The following is a 23927-nucleotide window of genomic DNA, read 5'->3' as shown; positions in this document are numbered from 1 at the left end:
CTTGTTTGGCGGCACGTTTGCGTCGTAAGTAGTTGATATTATTGAGACTTATTCGTTCTGGAATATAGTGGTGCATAGTTGTCAAAATTGTGTACTCTAATTTCGATAAGTAATAACAACTTGACTTCTTATTTCTTAGTTTTTTAGGAATGTTTTAGGTGATAAGAGCAGCGGTAATTGGCGTTGGTTATTTAGGGCAATTCCATGCGGAGAAGTTTGCTAAGTCAAAGCGCGCGGAATTATCAGTTGTGGTGGATGTATCTGACGAAAAGAGACGACAAGTTGCTTCGCGGTTTAGGACATGTGGCTTATCAGACTACAGAGAGCTGCCGAGTCTAGGGGTGAGTTGTGCGAGTATTGCAAGTGATACTTCTACTCATTTTGAGATAGCAAAGTTATTGTTGGAAAGCGGCATCGATGTGTTGATTGAAAAACCCATGACCACCACCAAAGACGAGGCGCGGCTTTTGATTGAGATTGCCGAGAGGAATGGCAGAATTCTTCAGGTTGGGCATCTCGAGCGTTTTAACCCAGCTTTTGTGGAAATGAAAAAACTTTTAACTCAGCCGTGGTTTTTTGAAGTTCGGCGCATAGCTAAGTTTAAAGGGCGTGGGCACGATGTCGATGTAGTTTTGGATTTGATGATCCACGATATTGACATAGTATCTCATCTCGTTGGTCGACCGTTAAAGCGCGTAGATGCTGTCGGCGTCCCTGTGCTTACAAATTCAGTGGATATTGCCAATGCGCGGCTGTTGTTCGAGGGCGGAGCGGTTGCAAATGTTTCTGCTAGTCGAGCCGCCTTTAATTCTGAGCGCACTATTAGGATATTTCAGCCAAATGTATATATATCGCTTGATTTTGAAAAAAAGCGACTGAAGACCTATACCAAAAAGCCAAACTCCACCGGGGCTGGACTGGCTGATATTTCGGTAGTGGAGAAGAAGATTACGCCCAGGGATGCACTGGAGGATGAGATTGAGTCGTTTATAAGTGCGGTTATTAACAGGACAGAGCCTGTGGTTAGTGGTCGCGATGGTCTAAGGGCTTTAGAACTCGTCGAGCGAATACATGGAGCTTTTGAAGTTAGCATGAGCGAGATGAAGGAACACATTTTACATTCGCATGGTGCTAGTGAATTAGGAGTGGATGAAAATGTCTTCTCTCGATAAAAAATGCATAATGATAGTCGCCGGAGAAACATCAGGTGATGAACATGCTGCTGCGCTTGTGAAGAAACTACAATTTTACTTTCCCGAAATATATGTTTATGGAATGGCTGGTTCTAATGCCCGCCGCGCGGGAATGGATACCATTGTCGATTCGGAGAAATCAGCAGGTGTGATGGGATTGGTGGAGTTATGGGGTGGTTTAACGTCGTTGTTTAGAGCCTTTAAAACGCTAGTTGCCAGTATAAAAACTCATCGGCCTCAGGTGGCGATTTTATTGGATTTCCCTGATTTTAACTTGCGCTTGGCGCGAGTCCTAAAGCGTAGAGGGGTTAAAGTATTATATTTTATCAGCCCGCAGATCTGGGCCTGGCGAAAGGGGCGAATCAAGATAATAAAAAAATACGTCGACAAAGTCGCCGCAATTTTTCCATTTGAAGAAGAGTTTTATGCTGGGCATGGCGTCGATGTAAGTTATGTTGGACATCCTTTTTTGGATTTGCCAGCAGACAAGGTCGATAGAGCTGTTTTTGCGTCGGCTGTTGGTTTAGATCCTGAACTTCCAATTGTGGCTCTATTGCCAGGAAGTCGAAAGAGTGAAGTTGAGAGACTGTTGGTGCCTATGGTTGAGGCGTTCTCAAAACTTCGCGTCATCAGACCTGGCATTCAGGCTGTGATTCCGGTTGCACCTGGATTAAGTGCATCTGGTTTAAAGGAGATAGCTGGCGTAAGAGAGGGTCTGCGCTATCTGCGTGGTCATGCCCAGGAATGTCTAAAAGCTGCTGATTTGGCGGTAGTCGCATCTGGAACGGCAACTGTTCAGGCTGCGATATGCGGAGTTCCATTAATAATAGTTTACAAGTTATCTAATTTTACTTGCTTGGTTGCGAAGTTGTTAGTGCGCGGGATAGAGCATTTTGGCATGCCTAACGTAATTGCTGGTAGAAAGATAGTAGAGGAATTGCTGCAGGAGGAAGTAACGCCGCAGAGAATATTGCTCGAGATGGAGCGCTTACTGGGAGATGCTGGTCGCAGAGAAAAAATGCAAGCCGATCTGGTTCAGGTTAAGGAAGCGCTAGCTAGTCGCTATGGAAGTGCGGATACTGCGCGTGGACGCGTAGCCTGCATGGCGCTAGAGATGATGGGGGTGTGCCCTGTGCCTGAAACAAGTCGCAGCGAAATAATGCTGTGTAACTATTGATGGCTGGAAGTGTTTTATAAGGGAGAAAAAGGACGTAGTGTTTAACAAGAGGGTTAAAATGTTTTCTCCTGTCCTTAGGCGGCTCATAAAGTATCTCTTGCCATATAAGAAGCGGTTTTTGCTTGCGCTACTTGCAATGGCTTTATATGGGGCGACGGATGGTGCGATTCCTTTTCTAATCAAGACAATACTCGATGACATTTTTGCATCACAGAAGCAAGGATTGTTGATGTCTTTGGCGTTAGTGTTGGTGGCTTTTTCGGTAGCTAGGGGTGTTTTTGGATTTTTGCAGCAATATCTGGCGACTGCTGTAGGTTTAGATATAATCAAGGATTTGCGCAGCGATATTAATTCACATTTGCTGAAACTGTCGCCAAGTTTTTTTTCTAAACACACTACTGGTTCACTAATTTCACGGGTTACTAATGACGCTTTGTTAGCTCGTATGGCTCTGACTGATGCTGGTGCTTCGCTTTTAAGAGATAGCGTTAGGATATTAGTGCTTCTTTGTGCGTCTATATATCTCGATCCCATTCTTGCCGCAGTCACTCTTATAGGTTTCCCACTAGCTATTTTTCCAGTGATTCGTCTAGGCAAGAAGGTGCGAAGGTTTAGCAAGACTGGTCAAAATGAGTTTGGTGGTCTTACTGGGCTACTGCAAGAATTAATAGTTGGGCATAAGGTGGTGCAGTCATTTGGTATGCAGTCTTATGAGGAAGCGCGCTTTGGGACTGAGAACGAAAAGCTCACAAAGACGCTTAAGGCAGCTGAGAAATACGCAGCTCTTTCACAGCCCATTAATGAAACGGTAGCTAGTTTTGCGATTGCCGGGGTCATTTTATATGGTGGTTTTAGCGTAATTTCTGGGGTGAGAACCCAAGGTGATTTTATTGCATTTATTACGTCTATGTTCTTGTTGTATGAGCCGGTAAAAAAACTAAGCCGTGTCAATAATATGTTGCAGGCTGGAATTGCAGCAGCTGAGCGCATTTTTGAAATTTTAGACATAGAGCCAGAAATAAAGGACGGCCCTGAGGCAGAGGAGTTGGCTAGAGGTGCTGTTCTTAGGGTGGATTATGAGAATGTTTATTTTAGCTATGGAGTTAGCAGCGGTAGCGATGGAGTTCAGCGCAATTGGGTGTTAAGGGGCGTGAATTTTGTAGTCGAGGCTGGGGAGACTCTTGCGTTAGTAGGTATGTCTGGCGGTGGAAAGACGACGCTAGTTAATTTGTTGTCGCGTTATTATGACCCAACTAGGGGTTCTATCAAAATAGCGGGCGTGGATATTCGCAAGTTAAAACTCGCTTCGCTCCGCAAGATGGTTTCGGTGGTGGATCAGCATACTTTTCTTTTTAACGACACAGTATTTAACAACATAGCTTATGGTTGTTTGGGCGCCGATGTCGACAGAGTTTACGCCGCTGCAAGGGACGCAAATGCTCATGAGTTCATTGCAAAGCTGCCAAAGGGATACGATACGATAATTGGCGAGCAGGGCATGATGCTTTCTGGTGGGCAGCGCCAGCGAGTTGCGATAGCGAGGGCGTTGTTGAAAGATGCGCCAATACTCATTCTGGATGAGGCTACTGCGGCATTGGACAGTGAATCTGAACAATTAGTGCAATCGGCTATTGAGCGTTTAATGGAGGGGCGGACTGTTTTAGTGATAGCGCATCGCCTGTCTACTATTCGTCAAGCGGATAAGGTCGCCGTAATTGCCGATGGCGAGTTAGTCGAATTTGGCTGTCACAAAGATTTAATAGCCGCGAAAGGGAGATATGCTAAGCTTTATGACATGCAGTTTAGGAATATCGAGTTTAGCGGAAATAATAATATCACTTAAAGAAGTAACCGGCTACTTTCCACGAGCCGTCTTTTTCTAGCATGGCAGTTACGCGTTCCATGGTTTGTTTCTTGTTTTCAAAGCTGCTTTCGTAATCGATAAGCACGTACTGACCATCAGGAGCCGCTGGTAGTTCGGTAGTAAGTTTCTGGCTAACAATTTTTCTTGAAATCGTTTTACCTAGAGGTTTTCGGTAAGATTTAAGAGTTTGCACCCAAGCCTCTTTTTTTACTGTATTCTTAAAGTGAGTGGCTGCTGAGTTCCAACTTTCTCCGTACTCGCCACTATCAACCTGTGCTAGCCATACCGAGGAAGCCAAGCCCGCTTTTGCCGTATTCCCCTGAGCGGCAGTAGAAGAGGCAATTACAAAGATACTAAGAAATAATGCGATGGCAGTTAAGTAAATCTTATTTGGTTTCATGGTATTCTGTATTCTCGCTGCGTAGTCGATGCTTTAATAACTAAGCCTTATCACACAACGGGGTTATAGGAAAACAGTTGATTCTCTTGGATCTGTCATGGGAAATACCGCTTTACGAAAGATACATTAGGACACTTTCTGCAAACGGTCTTTACATTTCATCGGCTCCCAAATGTCAAGCAGAAAATCACTGCCCATCCCGTGCTCACTGCACTTTTCGACCACGCCATTTTTGGCATGCCAAAAATGCTTAACCTCGCGTGGCTGGTGGGCGCTTTATTTTTCGCATGCGGATGTTTTTAGGAGTAACCTCTACCCATTCATCGTCATTGATGAACTCGATTGCTTGTTCTAGCGTGAGTGGTTGAATCGGTGGAAGCGTTATTGAGTCGTCTCTTCCCGATGCCCTAACATTTGTAAGTTTCTTGGTCTTGCAAGGATTTACAAATAAGTCGTTATCCCTATTGTGCTCGCCGATAACCATTCCCTCATAAACGCGCTCGCCCGGTCTAACAAAAAGCCTTCCTCTTGGCAGCAAGTGAAAGAGCGCATACGGAATGGCCTCGCCCTGCCTATCAGAGACTAGAGAACCACTTGCCCGCGTTGGAAAATCTCCACGAAATGGCTCATAGCCCGAGAGAATGGAATTCATGATTCCGGTTCCTTTTGTGTCTGTCAAAAATTCGCTGCGATATCCAATTAAACTTCGAGACGGAAGTGTAAATTCCAACCTGACTCGGCCACTGCCATGGTTTACCAAATTTATCATTCTTCCCTTTCGCAGCGAAAGTTTTTCAGTAATGATGCCGGTGTAAACGTCCTCGCAATCGATAAAGAGATGCTCAATTGGCTCTAAGGTCTGCCCGTCCTTTTCTCTAAAAATTATTTTCGGCCTTCCAACACTTAACTCAAAACCTTCTCGTCTCATCGTCTCGATTAGAATGGCCATCTGAAACTCCCCGCGTCCCTTTACGATAAAAGTTTCGCTTGCCTCGCCTTCCTCTACGCGTAGAGCTACGTTATGCAAAGTCTCCTTAAACAGCCGCTCGGCAATTCTAGTGGATTGCACATAGGTTCCTTCCTGTCCCGAAAACGGCGAAGAATTTATGGTAAAAAGCATAGAAATCGTCGGTTCATCTACACTAATTCGCTTTAGCGCGGACGGCGCGGCCTTATTGCAGATGGTATCGCCAATCTCCACATCCTCTGCTCCCGATAGTATGGCAATTTCACCAGCAGTAATTAGGTTTTGCGTTTCAAACTTAAGCCCATGATAAACTTGTGCTGAAGAAAGTTTCATGGGAACGCACTTGTTGCCTTCTTTTATGCACACTAGCGAGTCCCCAGTGCGAATAGCCCCACTGACGACTTTGCCAATTGCAAGCCTTCCTAAATAGTCCGAATAGCCAATATTAGATACTAACATCCTAAACGGCTCATCGCTCTCGTATGATGGAGGTGGAATAGTGGCCAATATTTCGTCAAACAGCGCCGATAGGTCACTAGCGCTGCTATCTAAACTTTTCTTGGCTATGCCCTGACGCGCAATGGCATAGAGAACGGGAAATTCAATTTGTTCCTCCGATGCATCGAGGTCAATAAATAAATCGTATATTTCATTCAACACTTCCTGGCAGCGTGCGTCTTGGCGATCTATTTTGTTAATTACGACGATGATTGGCAGTTTGCATCCCAGTGCCTTTCTTAGCACAAAGCGCGTTTGTGGTAGTGGGCCTTCTGAGGCGTCTACTAGCAATATGGCGCCGTCAACCATTTGCAAAGCTCTCTCGACTTCTCCGCCAAAATCGGCATGCCCAGGTGTGTCAAGTATGTTGATTTTAACCTCCTTCCAATAAACAGCGCAGTTTTTTGCCGCGATGGTAATTCCCCTTTCGCGCTCTAGATCCAAGCTATCCATTATTCGCTTGTTGTCGCCCAGGTTAAAGGTTCCGCTTTGTGCTAATAGCTGGTCTACTAAAGTAGTCTTTCCGTGATCGACATGAGCGATGATAGCGACATTGCGAATGCTGTGGTTTACTTCTCTTTTTTTCATACGTCGTTCGACTTCTCCTCGTCTTCCTTTTCAATCATGCTTGCAGCAATCGTTTTTTTAACAGCACTCTCAACGGATTCCCGCTTTGATAAGGGCAACCCACCAGGGCCAAACATCTTGTCGGCTTCTTCATCGATCATGCGAAATATCTCTTCCTTCTGTTGAGGCGTAATTCTTATTCCCGTAGCTTGAATCTTTTCTGTCTTGCCCTTCTTCTCTGCTCCCTTGACCTTTGCTACATCGCCGATATTGCCCGGCTGAACTCGCTTAGTTGACTCAACGGGAGTGTCCGCAGGACCGATAGGACGTTTTGGGCCGCCAATTTTGTTAACCATTTAATTAACTCCAGCAATTCCTAGACAAGATAGACGCCAATGAGAAAAAAATCATCTTAATGCTTAGAAAGCGCGCAAATGGTGAAATTTCCTTTTTGCGCTTCATCAGTTGAGCTTGAGGTCTTAGTCCAGGGCGAATTTTTAATTTCTTAATGATTTTGCGCGGATCTGAAAGCCGCGAGTGGACGTAATGCAATAACTCCTTATGCTCTCTAATGATTGTGAGTTCATCTATATTCCAGTCTTTTGCCAAGGCGCGCATGGACTGGCCACAGTAATACAAGCCCCATATAATTCCTTGGTGCACTGGATCCAGCTCGGAGATTACTTGAAGCATTTGTTTGTACTCAAAAACCCGTTCTGGATTATCCTGTCCTAGTTCACAAGCCGTGGCAATCATGCCAGCACTTGCCAATAATTGTCGGACCGAAAGCCGCATTGAATCGCCGTCGCCTTCCTCAGTCCCAGATGGTAGGAGACCTTCTCGCAATTCAGGAAATATCTCAAACAATCGCGCAGATATTTCTCGCGCATCTTGATCCGCCTGCGTATTAGCGCCGACGCCTCGCTGCCAACTCTTTGACTTCCTAGCTTCTTCGGTGGCTGCCTCATGAACTCTTTTTCTAGCATACGCGCGGAAAGGTATGCCAAGAGTAGGATCAAAACGCCTAGCGCAAAATATTAATCCCTCATAAGCTCCGCCATCGAGGCCATCCAGTTGCCAATCTAGATTCCAGCTACGCGCCACAGAGCGTGCAATAGATGTAGCCCAACCCATGTTCTCAGCTATTAGTCTATCTATCAGGTCTTGACTGCCCTGTTGAAAATTTTCGTAACTATTATCTTCAGCCATAATGCAAGATGGACACAGAACTTTGTGGTAGCGCAAACTAACGCCCTTTTTAGCCAACTACCAATATTTCGTTGGCCAGAAAGGGCGTTAGTTTATGTTCTCATTCTTAGTTTGGCGAGCATCGAACTCGCCAGCAACTAAGACTGTATCATGGCTAAGCGAGTTTTTCGAGAGGCATTTCTACAGAACTCATGAATTGTCGCGACCTTATGTTACTTCTGCGACTTCTACGACTGCCTTTTTGTCTTACAGTGGCAGCTGCGCGCGTAGCTAGCCCGTTAGATTTTTCGGTTTTACTCTTTGGTCGTATGCTTTCCTTATCCAATAGTGCTGTTAGCCTCTCTAGCGCTCGTTTCTTTACCCTCGATATGTGGCATCTGCTATATCCCAAGGAACGGGCTATGTCTACCAATGCCTCTTCTTTTTCAAATGAGCGCACAATGACCTCTTGTTCCAAGGAATCTAATTGGGCGCAGGCATTTCTGCACAAATTTATATTTTCTTTTCTAATTAGCAAGCATTCTGGCCCTTCGTTATCGTATGAACCAGAGCCAATTTCATCGGGGAGGAAATAGTAATAATTCTTTCCTACGGATAGGCGTTCTGGCGATTCGCCGTTGGCGCCTTCCCCTGATGAAGCAATGAAACTTCCAGAGTTAACAGCGCTAGCAATTGCTCGAACGAGATAACCTCGAAGATGATAGTAAAAGAAAGTCATGAACGAGGCACCATGTTCTAGCGAAAATCTCTTGGCGGTTTCGCAGAGCGTTAGGTCAACTAGGCTGTCGACCTCCTGTGGATTCATTCTTGCGCGCCAGCGCCTTAAGAGACTGCGCGCCAGTTTGCGGCCATTTTCTCTATGTGTAAGAATTAAATCGTTGATATATTCAGTGGAGGGAGCGGAAACCTTGGCGCGCGTCCTCGTAGAAGCTTTTGGTGTGCTCGTCGGTTCAGCAAAAGATTCTTTCGCGCTGTATGCTAAATAGCTCATTATTTTACTCTCCTTAATGAGTCTTAACCTTTAGCTCGCCTTTGTTTTTTGTTTGTTTGAGCACATCTTTCGACATGCCCAAGAAGGCGAGTAACGTAACTTACACTCTCTTATCTGGGCTTAGTCTGGATTTACTTCAGAAAAACATTGCGCTCTATCTTAGCGCTATGGATTGTTAAGGATATCAATTAGTTATGGCGATTGTGGGCAAAGTATTGAGCGGATGCATTTTTTTTGTGTAGGCTAAAGATAAGTACTGGACGAATTACACATTTGCATGTTATGCAGCACTCACTGTTAATTTTTAAATACTGCGATAGTTAATTTGTTGGTACTATTGTGGCAGCGTGAGAGGGAGTGTTATCGTAGATGGGTTTTGGTGAAATAGCATCATTTCTTTGTGTTAGCGTTCTTGTCTTGTCTATAGTGTTCGGCGACTGGAGTTCTTAGAGAGCGCATACTTAGTGACGAGGTACCTTTGCGCTATATTCCTAGTATTGCTGTAGCTTTAATTGCCGTTTTGTTGTTATTTCCTCTTCTCGGCCTTTCGCCTGTATTTCAGGTATCTGAGGCCCGCGAGGGTGTGGTTGTCAATCAAATATTAAATGGCGGCAGCATTCTCTTGCCGCTTAGAAATGGACACATTATTCCTTCCAAACCAATACTGTTCCACTGGTTAAGCGCTGCTTGGGCAGTTATGTCTGGTAATTATGAGGAATTTGGATTGCGTGCGATCTCCTGTATTGCTGCAATTTCCTCTGTGCTCGTGCTGTATAATTTCATTAGCTCTTTATGTGGAGTTAGAAGCGGTTTGGTTGGAGCTCTCATACTGCTTTCTACATATGGATTTGTACATCTAGCGCAGGATGGACGAGTTGACATGTTATTTTGCTTTTTCGCTACTGCCAGCATTTGTGCGTGGCTAGGTGCGTTCTATGGTACGCTCAACTGCGAAAATCCGCAGAATAATAGAATACCCACATCTCGTTACATTCTTGTAGGGATTCTAGCTGGGCTTGCTTTTTTGACCAAGGGGCCCTTGGGTTTGGTTTTGCCTGCTATAGTGATAGCGTCAGTTGCCTTTGTGTATCGTGGATTTAGGGGAGTTTGGGCCCTTCTTAATCCAGGGTGGATATTCGCTATTGTCATTCCATTGCCGTGGTATCTATTTGCGGCATTAAAACAAGATAGCGCGTTTGTGTCGCGGCAAATTTATTTTGAAAACTTTCAGCGGTTTATTGGCGCAGATGGCATCGTCGCAAAGCCGTTTTGGTTTTATGTTCCACATGTGTTCGGCCAAGCAGCTCCTTGGTCATTCGTCTTTGTCGCCTATTTAATGTATCTTCTGGCAAAAAAAATTCGCCAATTCGATTTTTCCGTAAAAACCTTTGCCTGGCGTGAACCGATTTCAGGAGATAATTTTTTACATGGCGTTGGGTTAATTTGGTTTCTTATAGGTGTTGTTTTTTTTAGCGTCGCAGTAGGAAAGCGTAGGGCTTATCTTTTGCCACTATTGCCAGCCATGGCGATGACTTTAACGGTTGTGTTGTGTCGGTTTAAGGAATACCTTGCGGGCCGAAGCGCTAGCGAGGTTTTAAGTAAACCTAGGTTTGCAGCAGGAGTTCTAGTATGGCTGATAGCCCTTCTGTTTGTGGTAGGTGTGTATTCCATCTATGCTAATCCGAGCGCGTTTTCTATTGCAGAAAGTTTTAGCTCGATTAATGGCGATAACAGATTTGATGACTTAATGGCAGCTCTGTCGGTTGTGTTGGAAAGCCATTTAGGGATTATTATCACATATGTCGTTCTCTTTTTAGCTCTATCACTTTTTTTTTGGTTCAGAGGTTTTTTACGTGCAAGGCTAGAGTTTGTGGCCTTGGCTATTTTTGTCTTCCTGCAACTGCTCTTAGTGCTAGTAAACACGGGCATTGCGCTTAAAGGAGTAACGCACACCTATAGAGGGTTTGCAGAAGAGGTAAGGGAAAGAGTATCTCATGAACAGGACATTCGTTTTGTAAAGCACGTAATGGATGAATCCTTCGATGGTTTTTTCTTTTATTTTAGGCGCAATGTCGTAATGCTTAGTCCCGATGAGCCATTGCGAACCCCTGGGTTGTATTTAGCACGTCGTGCTTGGTTTGAAACAAATGTGGCAAACCCTAGCTCAAATAGGCTGCCTTTTCATGTCATTGCCTCTGGTGGTCGTCTGGTAGATCAAGAGACTGAGAAGCTTGTGTTGTTTGAGGTGTATCCACTATCTCCGTCGTAGTGTCCGGTATTTCTTGCGCAGTTCTCATGTCAAAGTCGTCTGCTTTTATGTCGGTAATCTCAAGTTCTGTCTGCGATTTATTGGAGCTGTAGCCGGAAAGAACTTTTTTTGTCGAATAGCGAGAGATGCTAGGAGAATTTAGTTTGCTCACAGAGACCGCAGTGTGTGGCGGGGTGCTGCCAAAAAACGTATTGCCGCGCTCGTCCTTCCACGAGTAAACATCTTCCGCATGTGCAGAATAGGGCAAGCTGTATGCTGATAAAACGGCGATTAATATTGCGCGAAAAGCCAAAGTCATAATACCTGTCTATTTATGCCAAAGTAGCTGCTAGGAAAAGCGCTGGAACAAGTGTTTTCCTAAAGAGCTATAATGAGTATAGTGATCTCTCCAGTGAGAAACAAGCGTTAGCTATAAATTCTTATATGAGTTTCCGTACAGCCTTATCCCTTGAGCAAGATCCCATCGTCGTGGCGACGACGAATAATCATAAGTATTTGGAATTAAATGCTGTAGCAAGGCGCTTTGGAGTTAAGCTGATTTCCTTAGATGCTGCCTGCAAAATTAAGAACCTGGGACCCATGCCCGAAATTATTGAGTCTGGCAGTTCATACATGGAGAACGCCTTCTTAAAAGCAGTTGCGGCTCTTAATTTTACGGGCATGGCGGCTATTGGGGACGATTCTGGTTTAGAAGTTGAAGCTTTGGGCGGTCGACCCGGTCTAAGATCGGCTCGCTATCTAGGTGTAAATGCTACTTATACAGAGCGCATGACGGCGCTCGTTGACGAACTAAAATTGGTCGAAGTTGAGACTGGTAATAAGAACAGAACTGCTCATTACGTTTGCGCGCTGGTATTGCTTTTCCCGGATGGGAAGAAGTTCGAAGTTCAATCCTCGCTTAAGGGGTGCATTTTAGATAAACCCCTGGGGAATGGGGGTTTTGGCTATGATCCGATTGTTTGGATCGACAGTCTAAACGCTACGCTCGCTCAAGTCGAGTTCGAAGTTACATGCGAGAAAGGATTCCGTGCCATGGCGGCTGAGAGATTGTTTGCCAAAGTTACGAATGAATGTATTTGACATTAAAGTTAATATGAGAGAAATAGGTTTGTTTGCCAGCGGAATCGGAATTACGGGGTGTAGCGCAGCCTGGTAGCGCAACGGTTTTGGGAACCGTGGGCCGGAGGTTCAAATCCTCTCACCCCGACCAATATCCCTTATGGAAATGGAATGGGTTGTAAGACAGCTTGTGACATATTTGATCATGCGCGACTTGAGCTATGTTTAATTAGCTCTAGTAAGATAATTACCCCTACGGTTAAAATAATATCTAGTTTGCTAAACGGCCTCATTTCTTATCGCGAGTTAGGTCGTGTGGAGGTGGTAATCTCAGAAGTGCTTCGCAATGCACTAGAGCACGGAAATTTAGGCATTAGCTATGAAGAAAAGACTGCGGCTCTGGAGAATGATGCGTTTGAACAGCTTCTTAGTGAACGCAGCTCGCGTGCGATAGCGCATGGATTAAAGATTAGAGTGATAGTTGATATTAGCCCTACAGAGTTCTGCTGTGTGGTTGAGGACGATGGTGAAGGGTTTAATTGGCAAGATGTCCCAGAACCTATTGTAGATCCAACCGTGTTGCTAAAGCTACACGGTCGCGGGTTAGCGATGGTAAATAAGGAGTTTGACCAGGTTTTGTTTAATGATAAGGGAAATAGCGTTAAGCTGCTTAAGAAGTTAGCTTAGGAGTTTTAGAGCGAGTTCGGGCATGATATTCGCTTGTGCTTTAACTGCCAGGGCTGCCTTTTCACGAATCTGATTTGTTACAAGATTAGCACTTTCCGTCGCTATGTCTGCATCTAGTATTCGACTCGCCGCGTCTCTTTTGTTTTGTTCAGAGACTTGAAGGCTTTCAAAGGTAAAACTTAGTTGGTTTGCTACTACATTCACGTCGCTACGGGCATCAGTTAGCGTTTCGCTTGCAGACTCAATGCTAGAGAGAGCCTGCGTAGCATTTGCCTGAGTTGAGATATCTGTGCTCCCTAAACCAAGGGAGGAGCTGCTTACGGCTTTAAGCGGTAAAGAAATCTGTGAGGACACATCTCCATCTGTTCCGATTTGCAAAGAGATGCTGCCATCGGTGCTCAGTAATTGTTGGTCGTTAAATTCAGTGGTTTGAGCAATTCGATCCAATTCTGCAGAAAGAGACTGAAATTCGTCATTTAGTGCTTCTCTTTGTTCATTGCTATATGTTCCGTTTGAGGCTTGAGTTGCGAGTTCCCTCATTCGCAAAGTTATGTCGCTAGCAGTTTCTAAAGAGCTATCCACGATATTGGTAACGGATACAGCATCGCTAATATTTCGCGCCGCAACCGTCGACGTGTCAGCGTCGGTGAGAAGCTCCATGGCAATGGCAAGCGCTGCCGGATTATCAGAAGCTTTGTTGATCTCTTTTCCCGTAGAAAGCTTTTCGAAGCTCTTTTTTAATGCAGCTTCTTGCTTATTTAACTCCTTATTAGCTTTAAGGGAGTTTATATTTGACTGAATGGTAAGCGACATTATTTCATACCTATTCTAGCGAAATTAGACTGAGTCAGAGCAGAGCTACATTTAAAAAAACGAAACTTTCCCTATCGATCTCCAACGGATCTAAGGCTCAGACGAGTCTTAATTATACCTAATCGGCATAAAATCCATAAGCTTTATATTTTGACGCTAATTAGTGCTTATTTTTGCGATCCCGCTTTTTAGATCTGTAATATCAGTGACTTAGCGTAGCACAAGCTGCTATCTAGATATTGAACACACTGTAGTTGCGAGAGACAGCACAAGTGTGGCGGCAAGATTTGCGGTTTGATTATTGATGTCGTTTATGGGAGAAAGTTCAACTATATCTATTCCTAGGACGTGGCATTTTGTAAGTTCTCTAGTCAGGAATAATAGCTCGCGGAAGCTTAGGCCGCCAGGATATGGTGCGGACACGCCAGGAGCTACGCTTGGGTCTAATGAATCTAGGTCTATGCTTATGTAGTAGGGTGTAGGGAGCGATGCTTTTATCTTCTCAATTGTGCTAACGATTCCGTATTCTTCGACGGATAGGGAAGTCAGGTTGAAAATGTTTTCTCTACCTATCGTCTCCAATTCTTCGCGTTCTAGAAGTCTAGTGCCTACAAAGCCTATCTGCTGAGGTAAGATAGTTTTTTCTTTAATCGCATAGTGCAGAAAAGAACCATAATTAATTTCACTGTGAGGCATTATATCCCCATGGGCGTCGATGTAAATTAGGGAAAATTTAGGGTTTATTTTTTTTGCTGCACGCAGTGCGCCGAGTGTCAGAGTGTGTGCTCCGCCAATAATTAGCGGCAGAGCTTTTTTTAAGTGAACTCTTAAAAATGTTTCCTCGACGCTTTTTAATACTGCTAGAACTGTGTTGTCGCAAATAATGTCGCCGACATCGTCAAAATCAAGTGGCACATTCAATCCACGAGTCATTCGACTGATTGCGCTGCGCAGTGCTTTTGGGCCGTTTTTTTGATCTATTGCTGTAGCAGTTTCCGATCTGCAACCAACGTCATAGGGTGCTCCAATTAATTTCACTATCGACATGTTTTTTTCTAAGTGATTATGTATATGCGTTAGGATGCCAATGCGATGTTTTGAGATACTAGACTTTTCTGTTTGAGCTAGATAGTATGTAAATGATATAACTGATGCTTGAATTATAAGGGAATAATATTTATATGTCTGAGCGAGTTGTCATTTGTAGTCGTTATGGCAAAGAGCTGCCCGGTTTGGAATCAGTTCCTATCGAGGGCGAGCTTGGTCGGGAGATTTTCGAGAAAGTTTCCAAAGAAGCCTGGGATGAGTGGAATGATCACATTATGATAAGGGTAATTAATGAATATAGGCTCGACTTAATTGAAGACGAGCAGTTTGATGTCCTTATGGATCAGATGAAGGCATTTTTTAATCTGTGAATCACTGGTCTATCGCGTCTTGTATTGCTAACTTTTAACAGTTGCTTTTTTCTCGGCGTTTTGTTCAACGGCGAGTTTAATATCTTCTCCTTCAAGTCTTACGGTGACTAGGCCGCCTTGTCTCAATTGGCCAAACAGCAGTTCGTCGGCCAGTGGGTCTTTAATTTTTTCTTGAATCAAGCGGTGAATGGAACGTGCCCCATATTCCGGGCTATAACCCTGCCTTGCTAGCCACGAGCGCGCTTCAGGGGTTACGACAATAGAGGCTTTCTTGTTTAGAAGTTTGCTATCTATTTCGGCAATAAACTTGTCTACGATATGCTCTACCGTTTCTGGTTTAAGAGGCTCAAATTTTACCACCATGTCCAGGCGATTTCTAAATTCTGGACGAAATGTCTTGTTTATCGAGCTTTGATCCACTTGTCTAGCTTCGTTGCCAAAGCCTATAGCTTGGCCACTTAAATTCTCGGAGCCGACATTTGATGTCATGATTATAATCGCGTTGCGAAAACATGCCTTCTTGCCGTTGTGATCCGTAAGTGTGGCGTGATCCATGACTTGGAGCAGAATATTGAATAGATCTGGATGGGCTTTTTCAATCTCGTCTAACAGAAGTACCGAGTGCGGATTTCGCATTATCGCATCCGTGAGCAGTCCACCTTGTTCAAAGCCAACATACCCCGGGGGTGTTCCGATGAGACGCGCAACGGAGTGCTTCTCCATATACTCGCTCATGTCAAAGCGCACTAACTCAACGCCCAGGATCTCCGCTAGCTGCCTGCTCACTTCCGTCTTGCCTACGCCAGTTGGGCCGACGAACAAGAACGACCCAACTGGCTTGTTTTCTTGCGAAAGCCCGGCTCGTGCACGCCTAATTGCTTGAGCCAAAGCTGCAATGGCGCGGTCCTGCCCGAAAACAACTTGCTTTAGGTTAGTTTCTAAGTTTTTAAGTTTATCTGCCTCAGTAGTGCTAACGGTCTGCGCTGGTATTCGAGCCATATCGGAAATGACTTTCTCTATATGTGACAAACGAACGATTCGCTCTCTTTCGTCTGATGACGATAGGCGTAGCGCTGCCCCTGCTTCGTCCATGACATCAATGGCCTTATCGGGCAATAGGCGTTCGCGGAGGTATTTTTCGGATAGCTCTGCGCAGCCTTTGATTGCGGAAAGCGAATACCGCACATGGTGATGTGCCTCAAAGCGCGATTTAAGGCCCTTTAGAATTTCAATCGCGTCTGTTACGCTCGGTTCTAAAATCTCAATTCTCGAAAAACGCCTAGCAAGGGCTCGATCCTTCTCAAAGACGTTCTTATATTCCTCATATGTCGTGCTGCCGACAATCCGAAGCTCGCGTGAGGAAAGTATTGGTTTAAGCAGATTGGCCGCATCCATCGTGCCACCGGAGGTCGCTCCCGCACCGACTACGGTGTGAATTTCGTCAATGAAGAGAATGGCGTTTGGAATTTTCTCTAATGCCTGAATGACTGCCTTAAAGCGGGCCTCGAAATCGCCTCTATATTTCGTCCCGGCAAGCAGTGCCCCTAGATCGAGTGCGAAAATTTGACATGTGGACAAATGCTTGGGAACTTCTCCGGCTACTAGTTTTCGGGCGAATCCTTCAACAATCGCAGTCTTGCCAACGCCCTGATCGCCAACCAATATGGGATTATTTTTGTTGCGCCGACAAAGAACATGCACTAAGCGACTAATCTCTTTGTCGCGTCCTATAAGGGGATCTATTTTTTCATCGCGAGCCTTTTGGTTTAGATCGATTGCGAACTGTTCCAAAGGACTTGCCCGCCGGTCGCTAAGGTTTAGCGATTCATCGCCTTCGTCCACGTGGTCGTATCTATCGCTGAAGTCGCTTGTGCTAACAGGGCCATGCGATATGCACTCGAGTACGTCGAGGCGGGATATATTTGCCTGGCGCAAAAAATAGACGGCGTGGCTATCGGTCTCGGTAAAAATTGCAGCCAACACATCTCCCGGTGAGACTTTATCCTTGCTAGAGTAACGCACGTGCAAAATGGCTCTCTGGAGGACTCTTTGAAAGGCAAGGGATTGTTGTGGCTCTAGTGACATAAACGGAGGCGTCGACTCGAGTTTAGTGTCAAAAAATCTTTCTAGCTTATTTCTTATTTCTGCTATCTGAGCTCCGCAGTGTTCAATGATAGCTGCTACTTCGCCGTCTTCTAGCATGGCATAGAGCAAGTGCTCGAGACAGACCAGCTCGTTAGAGCGAGTGATTGCCTCCTGAGTTGCGTCCTGTAAGAGCTTTTCTACGGCTGGTTCCAGCATATTAAATTGGTTCCATTTGGCATTTTAAAGGAAACTCATGTTCACGAGCAATCTGATGCACCATTGCTATTTTAGTTTCGGCCACTTCTTTAGTGTAAAGTCCAGCAGTTGCAGACCCGTGATTATGCACTGTCAGCATCAAGCGAGTTGCTTCCTCAGAGCTTTTTCTAAAAATGCTTTTAAGTATAAGAAGCACGAAATCCATGCTTGTATAGTCGTCATTTAATAAAATGACTCGATACATAGGTGGCTCTTTAACATCAATGTTATCTTCTGTGAGAATGTCTGTTTCGTTAATAATTTTAGTTCTTGGCATAGTATTTATTATAATTGCTATTTGACGCCTTAGCCAGATGCCAAAGCTGACGCCTTTTAACACATAAGAAAGACTTAGTTTTTTTGTTGGACGGTTTAATTAGCTTAGATATATTCTGGATCACATTGCTGCTATGCATGGGCATATTCGATTGCTGTAAGCTTCTCTTTTAAGGAATTTGTTTTGGTGGTTACAAGAGTTATGAGTAGTGAAATTCTTGCTGCGGATATTGGCGCAACGAGCTGTAGATTTGCGCATTTTAGGACAAGCGATGAAGGAATAAAACTCTTAAGTAGCAAATGGCTAAGAACCAGTGAGCAGAACTCGTTTGCGGGGTTACTGCATAACTTGGCTGAGAGCGATTTTTCTCTTACGCCAAAGGAGGCTGATATAGTTTCCATTGGTGTTGCTGGTCCGATTGAGGACGGAGTCTACTGCAAGCCACCTTATATTTCTTGGGAAATCGATTTTTCGTGTGCCGAGCGCGACTATGGTTTTTCACGATATTGTTTAATTAACGATTTTGTAGCCCAGGCTTATGCCTGTAAGTCTCCAATCGCGCAAATGGCTACGCAAGTTGTCGATGGAAAGGCGAGACGAGATGCAACTATTGCTGTTATTGGGGCAGGAAGCAATTTGGGAAAAGCCATAGTTGCGGTTAGAGAGGGTGGAAACTATATCGTGGTTCCTTCTGAGGGAGGACATATCACTTTTCCGCTTCAGTCCAGGAGAGAGTTAGAGTTTGCTCAATTTGTCTTGACAAGAACTGCTGCCGATTACCTAACGTGCAATGAAGTGATATCGGGCAAGGGACTATCCCGCATTCATGAGTTTCTTACTGGCGAGTGTCTAGAACCATCTGAAGTAAGTGCTCGTTTTGCAGACCATAATGAAACGCTTTTGTGGGCGTCGCGTTTTTATGGTCGAGTATGTAGAAATTTTGCGCTAGATACTCTAGCACTAGGGGGAGTTTTTATTGCCGGTGGCGTAGCGGCTAAAGTTCCTCAATTAGTCAAGCACCCGGCGTTTCGAGAAGAGTTTGTAAGCTCTCCTAGGCATAATGAGCTTTTAAGCACAATTCCGGTTTATTTAATTGTCGATGAGGAGAGCGGGTTATGGGGTGCTGCGATGTGTGGCGCTAAGAAACTATGTGAGGTTTTGAGTAGAGAATGAGAAGGGGCTAAAGAGAGAACAGTGTTTGTAGCTAGAGTTTTAACTATTTTGGGGCATTCATTTGTATTGCCTGATTACGTGCAGCAGCTACTGCTTGCGGCGCTATTGGGTTTGTCTTTGGGGACTGAGCGAGCTTATCGTCGAAAGGCTGCTTCGGTGAGGACTTTTTCTATGATTTGCGCGGGGAGCTGCCTTTTTTCACTGCTTTCTGTGCAAGTCGCAGGTCACCCATTGGAAGGCCAGTATGATCCAACTCGAGTAGCGGCTGGAATTGTAACGGGTATTGGTTTTGTTGGCGGTGGAGTAATATTTTTAAGCGATCGGCGCGTGCAGGGTATTTCAACGGCTTCCATGATATGGCTAGCTGCTGGAATTGGAATGGCTTGTGGTTTTAACCGAATCGACGTGGCTTTGTGGAGTTTTGTAGTTTATTGGTTTATAATAGTGGCGTCGGTTGTTTTGCACAAAATGTTTGGTGCCAGGGTGCCAAAGGTGCAGGTAGTTACGCGGGCGGAAAATCCAAGCAGCCAAAGCGATGATGTTCACTAGTTAGTGAGGATAGGCTGGTTTGGAATTTCTCTTTGTTAGGATGTAACGGTATATGAAAACAATATTCAAGAGTGTGGCTATTTTAATCTTAAGCTGCCTGGTGCCGCTAAATTTTGTTTGGGGCGATGTGGAGGATGATGGGAAGACTGCCGAACCGTTAAGCCAGTTCGAGTTGGGTCGGTATCAGTCTTGCGGAGAGGATGCTGATTGCGTGAAAGCTGTTAACGGTTGCTGCGATTGTGCCAATGGCGGGCAGGACGTAGCTGTAAACAAGGATCGCTATGATGACTTTCGCGCGAGGTTTGATTGCGTAGAAGTAATGTGCACTGAGTTAGGTGGAGTTCCTGCTTGTGGTTCGGGAGTAGTGTCTTGTGTGAGTCATAAGTGCCGTTATGTAGAATTAAGCGATGCGAAGATGTAGCTAGGTGAACGCGTTAGCTTCGTAACTGCCGCGTCAAATCGCTTCAATTATAGAGGTGTTTATGCTTTCTTTGACGATTTCGCCCGGTCGAAGATTGCCCAAAAAGTAGGGGCCAAAGGAGACTCGGCATAATTGTTTCACTGGGTAGCCTACAGCGGCTAGGATTTTTTTAACAAAATGTTTTCTTCCTAGTGTCACCGTGACAGAAATGATGCTTGAGTCACGCTCGATGTTACCGAATAACTCTATAGTTCTCTTAGAAGCTTTAACTGCATGCGCATCTAAAACGCAGCCGAAACCACAATCTAGTTCTAAGCCCCGTTTTAGGCGCGTAAATACTTCTTGTTTGGGTTTTCCCGGAACAACGGCGTAGTAGGTGCGTGGAACTGAAAAGCGTGGGTGAAGCATTCGCTGCGCAAATTCTCCGTCGTTAGTTAGTAGGAGTAATCCAGTTACGTCTCTATCTAGTCGTCCAACTGGAAATACTCGTGTCGGCAATTGCCGAGCGAAGTCGCCTACGGTTTTTCGTCCATGTGTGTCCTGCATTGACGTAATTACATCTCTTGGTTTGTAAAATCGGTAGAGAACTGTTGGAGTAGCTCTGAGTTCTTTGCCGTCGACGCAAATTAAATCAGTTTCTGGATCGACGCTTGTTCCAGGTTCGCAAACTACCTTTTCGTTTACGCTTACGCGTCCGTTTGCAATGTAATCTTCGGCTTTGCGCCTTGAGCAGATACCAGCTCGGGCGATAACTTTTTGAAGTCGCTGCTTTGTCAAGAGTTTGTCGTTAAAGTTGTTGTTCTATACCGTTTCCAAAAAGTAAGTTAAATATTTTACTTTTTTGAAACGGTATTTGTTGTTTATTGGCAAGTGCTTACGCACTTGCTGTTTATAGCATTTACAAAAATCCTTTTTGTAAATGCTATAAATGTTACTGAGACGCGCTCTCGTTTTCTAAAGCCTCTTCCTCGCCTGGTTCTGCTAGCAGTTCCTCGAGTTCATGCCCCGATGGCAAGTCAGAAAGATCTTTAAGGCCAAATTTCTCAAGAAAAGTCATAGTAGTCCCGTACAGCGCTGGCGTTCCCGCGGTCTCTGCTCGTCCGACTACTCTTATGAGTTTTCCATCGAGAAGTGTTTTTAGAGTAGGCAAAGCGTCTACTCCTCTAATGCTTTCAATTTCAGCTCGTTCTACCGGTTGCTTGTACGCGATGACCGCTAGTGTTTCGGCTGCCGCGCGGCTTAACTTTTTGCCTCTTGGTGGAATAAGTCGTTTTACTGCATCTGCCGCAAGCGTAGAAGTGCGCAATTGCCATCCGCCGGCAACCTCGTGAAGAGAAAAGCCATGTACGTCATCTTTGAATAAACTGAGCACCTCTTCTAGGATTTCCTCTACTGTTACGATGTCTGAATCGGTAGCTTCCGCAATCGTCTCTACTGTCAACGGTTTGGGGGACACAAAAAGTAAGGCGCTGATAACTGCGGCTCTTGAAAGCTCGATCCGCTGAACCAAGGAGTCCTTGCCAATACTTTCTTCTAACACTGCTGTTTGTTCTCCCCGTTATGTCTGTTAATTAGTTCTGCAATTAAGATGACGAAGGTCGTTTTAAGCGATCGACATCCCAACGACTTGTCGATCTTGTCTATCTTCTTCTGCTAACTCGAGATTGTTTATCTCCTCATTGGTCCGCAGGCGAAGACTTAGATCAATATCGCTCATCTCGCCGCTCTGCGAGGCGCTCAAAAATCCTCTCTTTATCAACTCGAGCATAGAAATAAAAGTGCCGACTATGAGCTGGCGATCCTGAATATCTGCTTCACGGCCATCTAGCTCATGTGTTGCTAAGATTTTTATTGGCGACCGTTTCCTAAATGCGCTTAATAACCCACTGAACGTCTTAGGGACAACTGTTAGTGGGCGGGTATGTCCTTGTAATGTGTTGATTATTCGCATCATGAAATCGACAACCGAAATCGGTTCTAGGCGAATGCGAATAGAGCGGACTGTTTCGCCAATCCTTTCTAGTAGTTTAACGAACATCACTCCTAGCGACTGAGGGTCTGGTGATAATTCGAGAATTTCTGGATCTGGTCTAAGCAGTGAGCGATCTAATCGAGAAAATGTGTCGACGCCAAGCTGGGGAATGTTTCGCAATGCTTGAGCTTGGCGTTTCGTTTGTTCATAACGTCGGAGTCTTTCTCTCAGTTCTTCGTAAGCGCTGCTGTCCTCGGCTTCTTCATCTGCAATTTCAGCTACCTGCGAAGCTGGCAGCAATAGCTGACTCTTAATTGCTAGCAAGGTAGCTGCGACGACCAAGAATTCGGCTGCTAAATCTAAGTCGAGCTCCTTTGCGCTGTGTATTACCTGCAGATATTGATCTGCAATATTTGACATGTTTACTTTTTCAATGGACACTTCCTCTCGACGGACTAGGTGTAGTAATAAGTCGAGTGGCCCACTAAAGCAATCCAAATGAACGGCAAAGGAATTTGCCTGAAAGCTCGAAAAATTTGTTAGCAGCTCCTCTGACATCTTTCTAAATAGATAACTGTGTGCGCGAAAACTTGGGGCCAATCATAGCCCAAGCTCGCGACTAATACAAGCAACTTAAACTTCGATAAAATACTAGAAAAAACAGCTATTTAATCATGCGTAATAAAATGTCTTATTAGAATCGCGACCAGAGGTACTGGTTAGTCACCTCATGGTGAAAAAGTATTTCCTCAGTTTTTACAATAGTTCCGAGTTCTCGTGGGCAGCGATCCGCAGACGCAATTTTTAAGTTCATATATTTTCTGTGAGTGTCATCTCCAAGTATCTCCTTTAGATAGGAGCTATCTTCAAACTTTTCTACCGCGCTATAAATGTCAATCGGCAGTAGTTTGGCTTGACCTCCGCGTCCTCTATGCTCTCCAGGCTGACCCATATTCCCCTCTAACCCGGTTCGTATTAGTGAGTAAATTGTGAGGTACGGATTAGCGTCGGGTGAGACGGTTCTCACTTCTATGCGTGCGCTCGTCTTATTTGCCAATGGGATTCGCACCATTGATGTTCTGTCAATAGCAGACGATTTAATCTGGTTAGGTGCCTCAAAATTTGGATCTAGCCTGCGGTAGGCGTTTACGCTTGAATTCATAACCAAGCACAAGTCGCCAGCGTTAGCTAGGAGGCGGTCAACAAAGCCCCAGGCAAACTCGGAAAGGCCATCTTGGCCGTCTGCGCTGTGGAATAGGTTTTGGCCCTCTCGAGCTATCGACATATTAGTGTGCATTCCGCTACCGTTGATGTTGGCAACTGGTTTTGGAAGGAAACAAGCAGTGCGTCCTTGGTTAGCGGCTACTTGTCTAGCTAGTAGTTTGTAAATTTGAATTTGATCGGCTGCTACTAAAGCATCACAGAAATTATAGTTAAGTTCAAACTGCGATGGCGCAACTTCAGGGTGATCTTTTTCATTTTCAAAGCCCATAGCGCGTTGAGCTTCGGCAAAGCTATCTATGAAAATGCGCAAAGGATCTTTTGGCAACGAATTGTAATACCCGCCGCTTGAAACGAAGCTAAAGCCGTTTCTTGAAATGTAGTTTTGCTCGGCGTTGATGCCTTCAAAAAGAAAACCCTCAATCTCAACACTTACATTCGCAACTGTTTTGTTGTCTTCCCAAAGTTTATTGGTTAGCTCCTGCAAACGGCTTCGCATATCGGACACGTATACTGAGCCATCTCGGTCGCGAATGCGGCCAAAGGCAATTACCTTACCTGGACCGAAGACGTCAGTTGGCAGCCATCGCAATGAGCCCCAGTCGACTTCTAGTCTTAAGTCTGATTCTCGAACTTCAGAAAAACCGCGAATAGATGAGCCGTCGAAGGTGAGGTTGTTATACGATTTTAGCAAGAACTTCTTATCGTAATCCAGCATGTGGAAGCGCCCTTCCAGATTGGAAAAGCAAATGGTAACCGCTTTAAGATTTTTTTCGTCATGTAAGTACCTTAAATAGTACTCTGTAAGTTCAGCTTCTGGGGTGTGTTCTAGCACTCTCGCCTTCGCCCGAAGATTGAGCTC

Annotated in this window: 23 protein-coding genes, 1 tRNA gene and 1 pseudogene; 11 read left to right on the top strand and 14 right to left on the bottom strand. The window is 44.9% G+C overall.

Annotation, left to right across the window (positions count from 1 at the left end; genetic code table 11):
- The first annotated feature begins 149 nt into the window (after positions 1-149).
- The 3 genes and pseudogenes from IT291_06050 (at position 150) to IT291_06040 (ending at position 4213) form a co-directional block, all read left to right on the top strand.
- Positions 150-1172, top strand: a pseudogene (locus tag IT291_06050) (Gfo/Idh/MocA family oxidoreductase).
- Positions 1156-2370: a lipid-A-disaccharide synthase gene (lpxB, locus tag IT291_06045; GenBank protein ID MCC6220783.1), complete on the top strand. Its 1215-nt coding sequence runs from the start codon at positions 1156-1158 to the stop codon at positions 2368-2370. The pseudogene IT291_06050 and the gene lpxB overlap by 17 nt, the downstream one beginning before the upstream one ends.
- Before the next feature lie 58 nt (positions 2371-2428).
- Complete coding sequence (locus IT291_06040; GenBank protein ID MCC6220782.1) at positions 2429-4213, top strand: ATP-binding cassette domain-containing protein; 1785 nt, start codon at positions 2429-2431, stop codon at positions 4211-4213.
- On the opposite strand, the gene IT291_06035 is transcribed toward IT291_06040, so the two are convergent.
- The 5 genes from IT291_06035 to IT291_06015 all read right to left on the bottom strand — a co-directional run bounded on the left by IT291_06035 (position 4206) and on the right by IT291_06015 (position 8866).
- On the bottom strand, positions 4206-4634 hold the full coding sequence (locus IT291_06035; protein ID MCC6220781.1) for a DUF4019 domain-containing protein: 429 nt from the start codon (positions 4632-4634) through the stop codon (positions 4206-4208). The genes IT291_06040 and IT291_06035 overlap by 8 nt on opposite strands.
- A gap of 250 nt (positions 4635-4884) precedes the next feature.
- Entirely contained in the window at positions 4885-6687 is a 1803-nt protein-coding gene (gene typA, locus IT291_06030) for a translational GTPase TypA (GenBank protein ID MCC6220780.1), read from the bottom strand.
- Positions 6684-7022, bottom strand: coding sequence for a hypothetical protein (locus IT291_06025; protein ID MCC6220779.1), 339 nt, complete (start codon positions 7020-7022; stop codon positions 6684-6686). Before IT291_06025 ends, typA begins: the two co-directional genes overlap by 4 nt.
- Before the next feature lie 4 nt (positions 7023-7026).
- Positions 7027-7875 (bottom strand): hypothetical protein, encoded by an 849-nt coding sequence (locus tag IT291_06020; protein ID MCC6220778.1) that lies wholly within the window; start codon positions 7873-7875, stop codon positions 7027-7029.
- A gap of 154 nt (positions 7876-8029) precedes the next feature.
- Entirely contained in the window at positions 8030-8866 is an 837-nt protein-coding gene (locus IT291_06015) for a hypothetical protein (GenBank protein MCC6220777.1), read from the bottom strand.
- Between the two features lie 478 nt (positions 8867-9344).
- Here IT291_06015 and IT291_06010 point away from each other — a divergent pair, with 478 nt between their 5' ends.
- On the top strand, positions 9345-11135 hold the full coding sequence (locus IT291_06010) for a glycosyltransferase family 39 protein (protein ID MCC6220776.1): 1791 nt from the start codon (positions 9345-9347) through the stop codon (positions 11133-11135).
- Here IT291_06010 and IT291_06005 read toward each other — a convergent pair.
- Entirely contained in the window at positions 11053-11433 is a 381-nt protein-coding gene (locus IT291_06005; GenBank protein ID MCC6220775.1) for a DUF4124 domain-containing protein, read from the bottom strand. The genes IT291_06010 and IT291_06005 overlap by 83 nt on opposite strands.
- A gap of 125 nt (positions 11434-11558) precedes the next feature.
- On the opposite strand from IT291_06005, the gene IT291_06000 reads away from it, so the two are divergent.
- From IT291_06000 to IT291_05990, 3 genes are all read left to right on the top strand, one after another.
- Positions 11559-12215, top strand: a complete 657-nt coding sequence (locus tag IT291_06000) for a non-canonical purine NTP pyrophosphatase (GenBank protein MCC6220774.1) — start codon at positions 11559-11561, stop codon at positions 12213-12215.
- A gap of 53 nt (positions 12216-12268) precedes the next feature.
- Positions 12269-12345, top strand: a tRNA-Pro gene (locus IT291_05995).
- A gap of 20 nt (positions 12346-12365) precedes the next feature.
- Positions 12366-12881, top strand: a complete 516-nt coding sequence (locus IT291_05990) for an ATP-binding protein (protein MCC6220773.1) — start codon at positions 12366-12368, stop codon at positions 12879-12881.
- Here the strand turns inward: IT291_05990 and IT291_05985 are convergent.
- Both IT291_05985 and IT291_05980 read right to left on the bottom strand, forming a co-directional pair.
- Positions 12873-13694: a flagellin FliC gene (locus tag IT291_05985; GenBank protein ID MCC6220772.1), complete on the bottom strand. Its 822-nt coding sequence runs from the start codon at positions 13692-13694 to the stop codon at positions 12873-12875. The two genes, IT291_05990 and IT291_05985, sit on opposite strands and share 9 nt — an antisense overlap.
- Positions 13695-13922: 228 nt before the next feature.
- The gene (locus IT291_05980; GenBank protein MCC6220771.1) at positions 13923-14741 is read right to left on the bottom strand and encodes an arginase family protein; all 819 of its coding nucleotides are present in this window, start codon (positions 14739-14741) and stop codon (positions 13923-13925) included.
- A gap of 134 nt (positions 14742-14875) precedes the next feature.
- Here IT291_05980 and IT291_05975 point away from each other — a divergent pair, with 134 nt between their 5' ends.
- Positions 14876-15112, top strand: a complete 237-nt coding sequence (locus tag IT291_05975; protein ID MCC6220770.1) for an oxidative damage protection protein — start codon at positions 14876-14878, stop codon at positions 15110-15112.
- A gap of 27 nt (positions 15113-15139) precedes the next feature.
- Here IT291_05975 and clpA read toward each other — a convergent pair whose 3' ends face one another.
- On the bottom strand, positions 15140-17413 hold the full coding sequence (gene clpA, locus IT291_05970; protein MCC6220769.1) for an ATP-dependent Clp protease ATP-binding subunit ClpA: 2274 nt from the start codon (positions 17411-17413) through the stop codon (positions 15140-15142).
- Position 17414: 1 nt separating this feature from the next.
- On the bottom strand, positions 17415-17729 hold the full coding sequence (clpS, locus tag IT291_05965) for an ATP-dependent Clp protease adapter ClpS (protein ID MCC6220768.1): 315 nt from the start codon (positions 17727-17729) through the stop codon (positions 17415-17417).
- A 186-nt stretch (positions 17730-17915) separates the two neighbouring features.
- Between clpS and IT291_05960 the strand changes: the two genes are divergently transcribed.
- The 3 genes from IT291_05960 to IT291_05950 are packed head-to-tail and all read left to right on the top strand — an operon-like array spanning position 17916 to position 19872.
- Entirely contained in the window at positions 17916-18902 is a 987-nt protein-coding gene (locus tag IT291_05960) for a glucokinase (protein ID MCC6220767.1), read from the top strand.
- A 21-nt stretch (positions 18903-18923) separates the two neighbouring features.
- Positions 18924-19451, top strand: coding sequence for an MgtC/SapB family protein (locus IT291_05955; protein MCC6220766.1), 528 nt, complete (start codon positions 18924-18926; stop codon positions 19449-19451).
- A gap of 52 nt (positions 19452-19503) precedes the next feature.
- Positions 19504-19872: a hypothetical protein gene (locus IT291_05950; protein MCC6220765.1), complete on the top strand. Its 369-nt coding sequence runs from the start codon at positions 19504-19506 to the stop codon at positions 19870-19872.
- 33 nt (positions 19873-19905) lie between these two features.
- Here the strand turns inward: IT291_05950 and IT291_05945 are convergent, their stop codons facing one another.
- From IT291_05945 to IT291_05930, 4 genes are all read right to left on the bottom strand, one after another.
- Positions 19906-20649, bottom strand: coding sequence for an rRNA pseudouridine synthase (locus tag IT291_05945; protein MCC6220764.1), 744 nt, complete (start codon positions 20647-20649; stop codon positions 19906-19908).
- A gap of 154 nt (positions 20650-20803) precedes the next feature.
- Entirely contained in the window at positions 20804-21412 is a 609-nt protein-coding gene (gene scpB, locus IT291_05940; protein MCC6220763.1) for an SMC-Scp complex subunit ScpB, read from the bottom strand.
- A gap of 63 nt (positions 21413-21475) precedes the next feature.
- Positions 21476-22402 carry a segregation/condensation protein A gene (locus tag IT291_05935; protein MCC6220762.1) on the bottom strand — a complete coding sequence of 309 codons (927 nt, stop codon included), beginning with the start codon at positions 22400-22402 and terminating at the stop codon, positions 21476-21478.
- Between the two features lie 136 nt (positions 22403-22538).
- The coding region (locus tag IT291_05930; GenBank protein ID MCC6220761.1) for a glutamine synthetase at positions 22539-23927 on the bottom strand (1389 nt) is incomplete at its 5' end.

Source organism: Deltaproteobacteria bacterium, from assembly GCA_020845775.1.
Taxonomy (GTDB): Bacteria; Bdellovibrionota_C; UBA2361; order SZUA-149; family JADLFC01; genus JADLFC01.
Note: the sequence above shows the minus strand (reverse complement) of the source record. Positions and strands in the feature narration are given on the sequence as shown.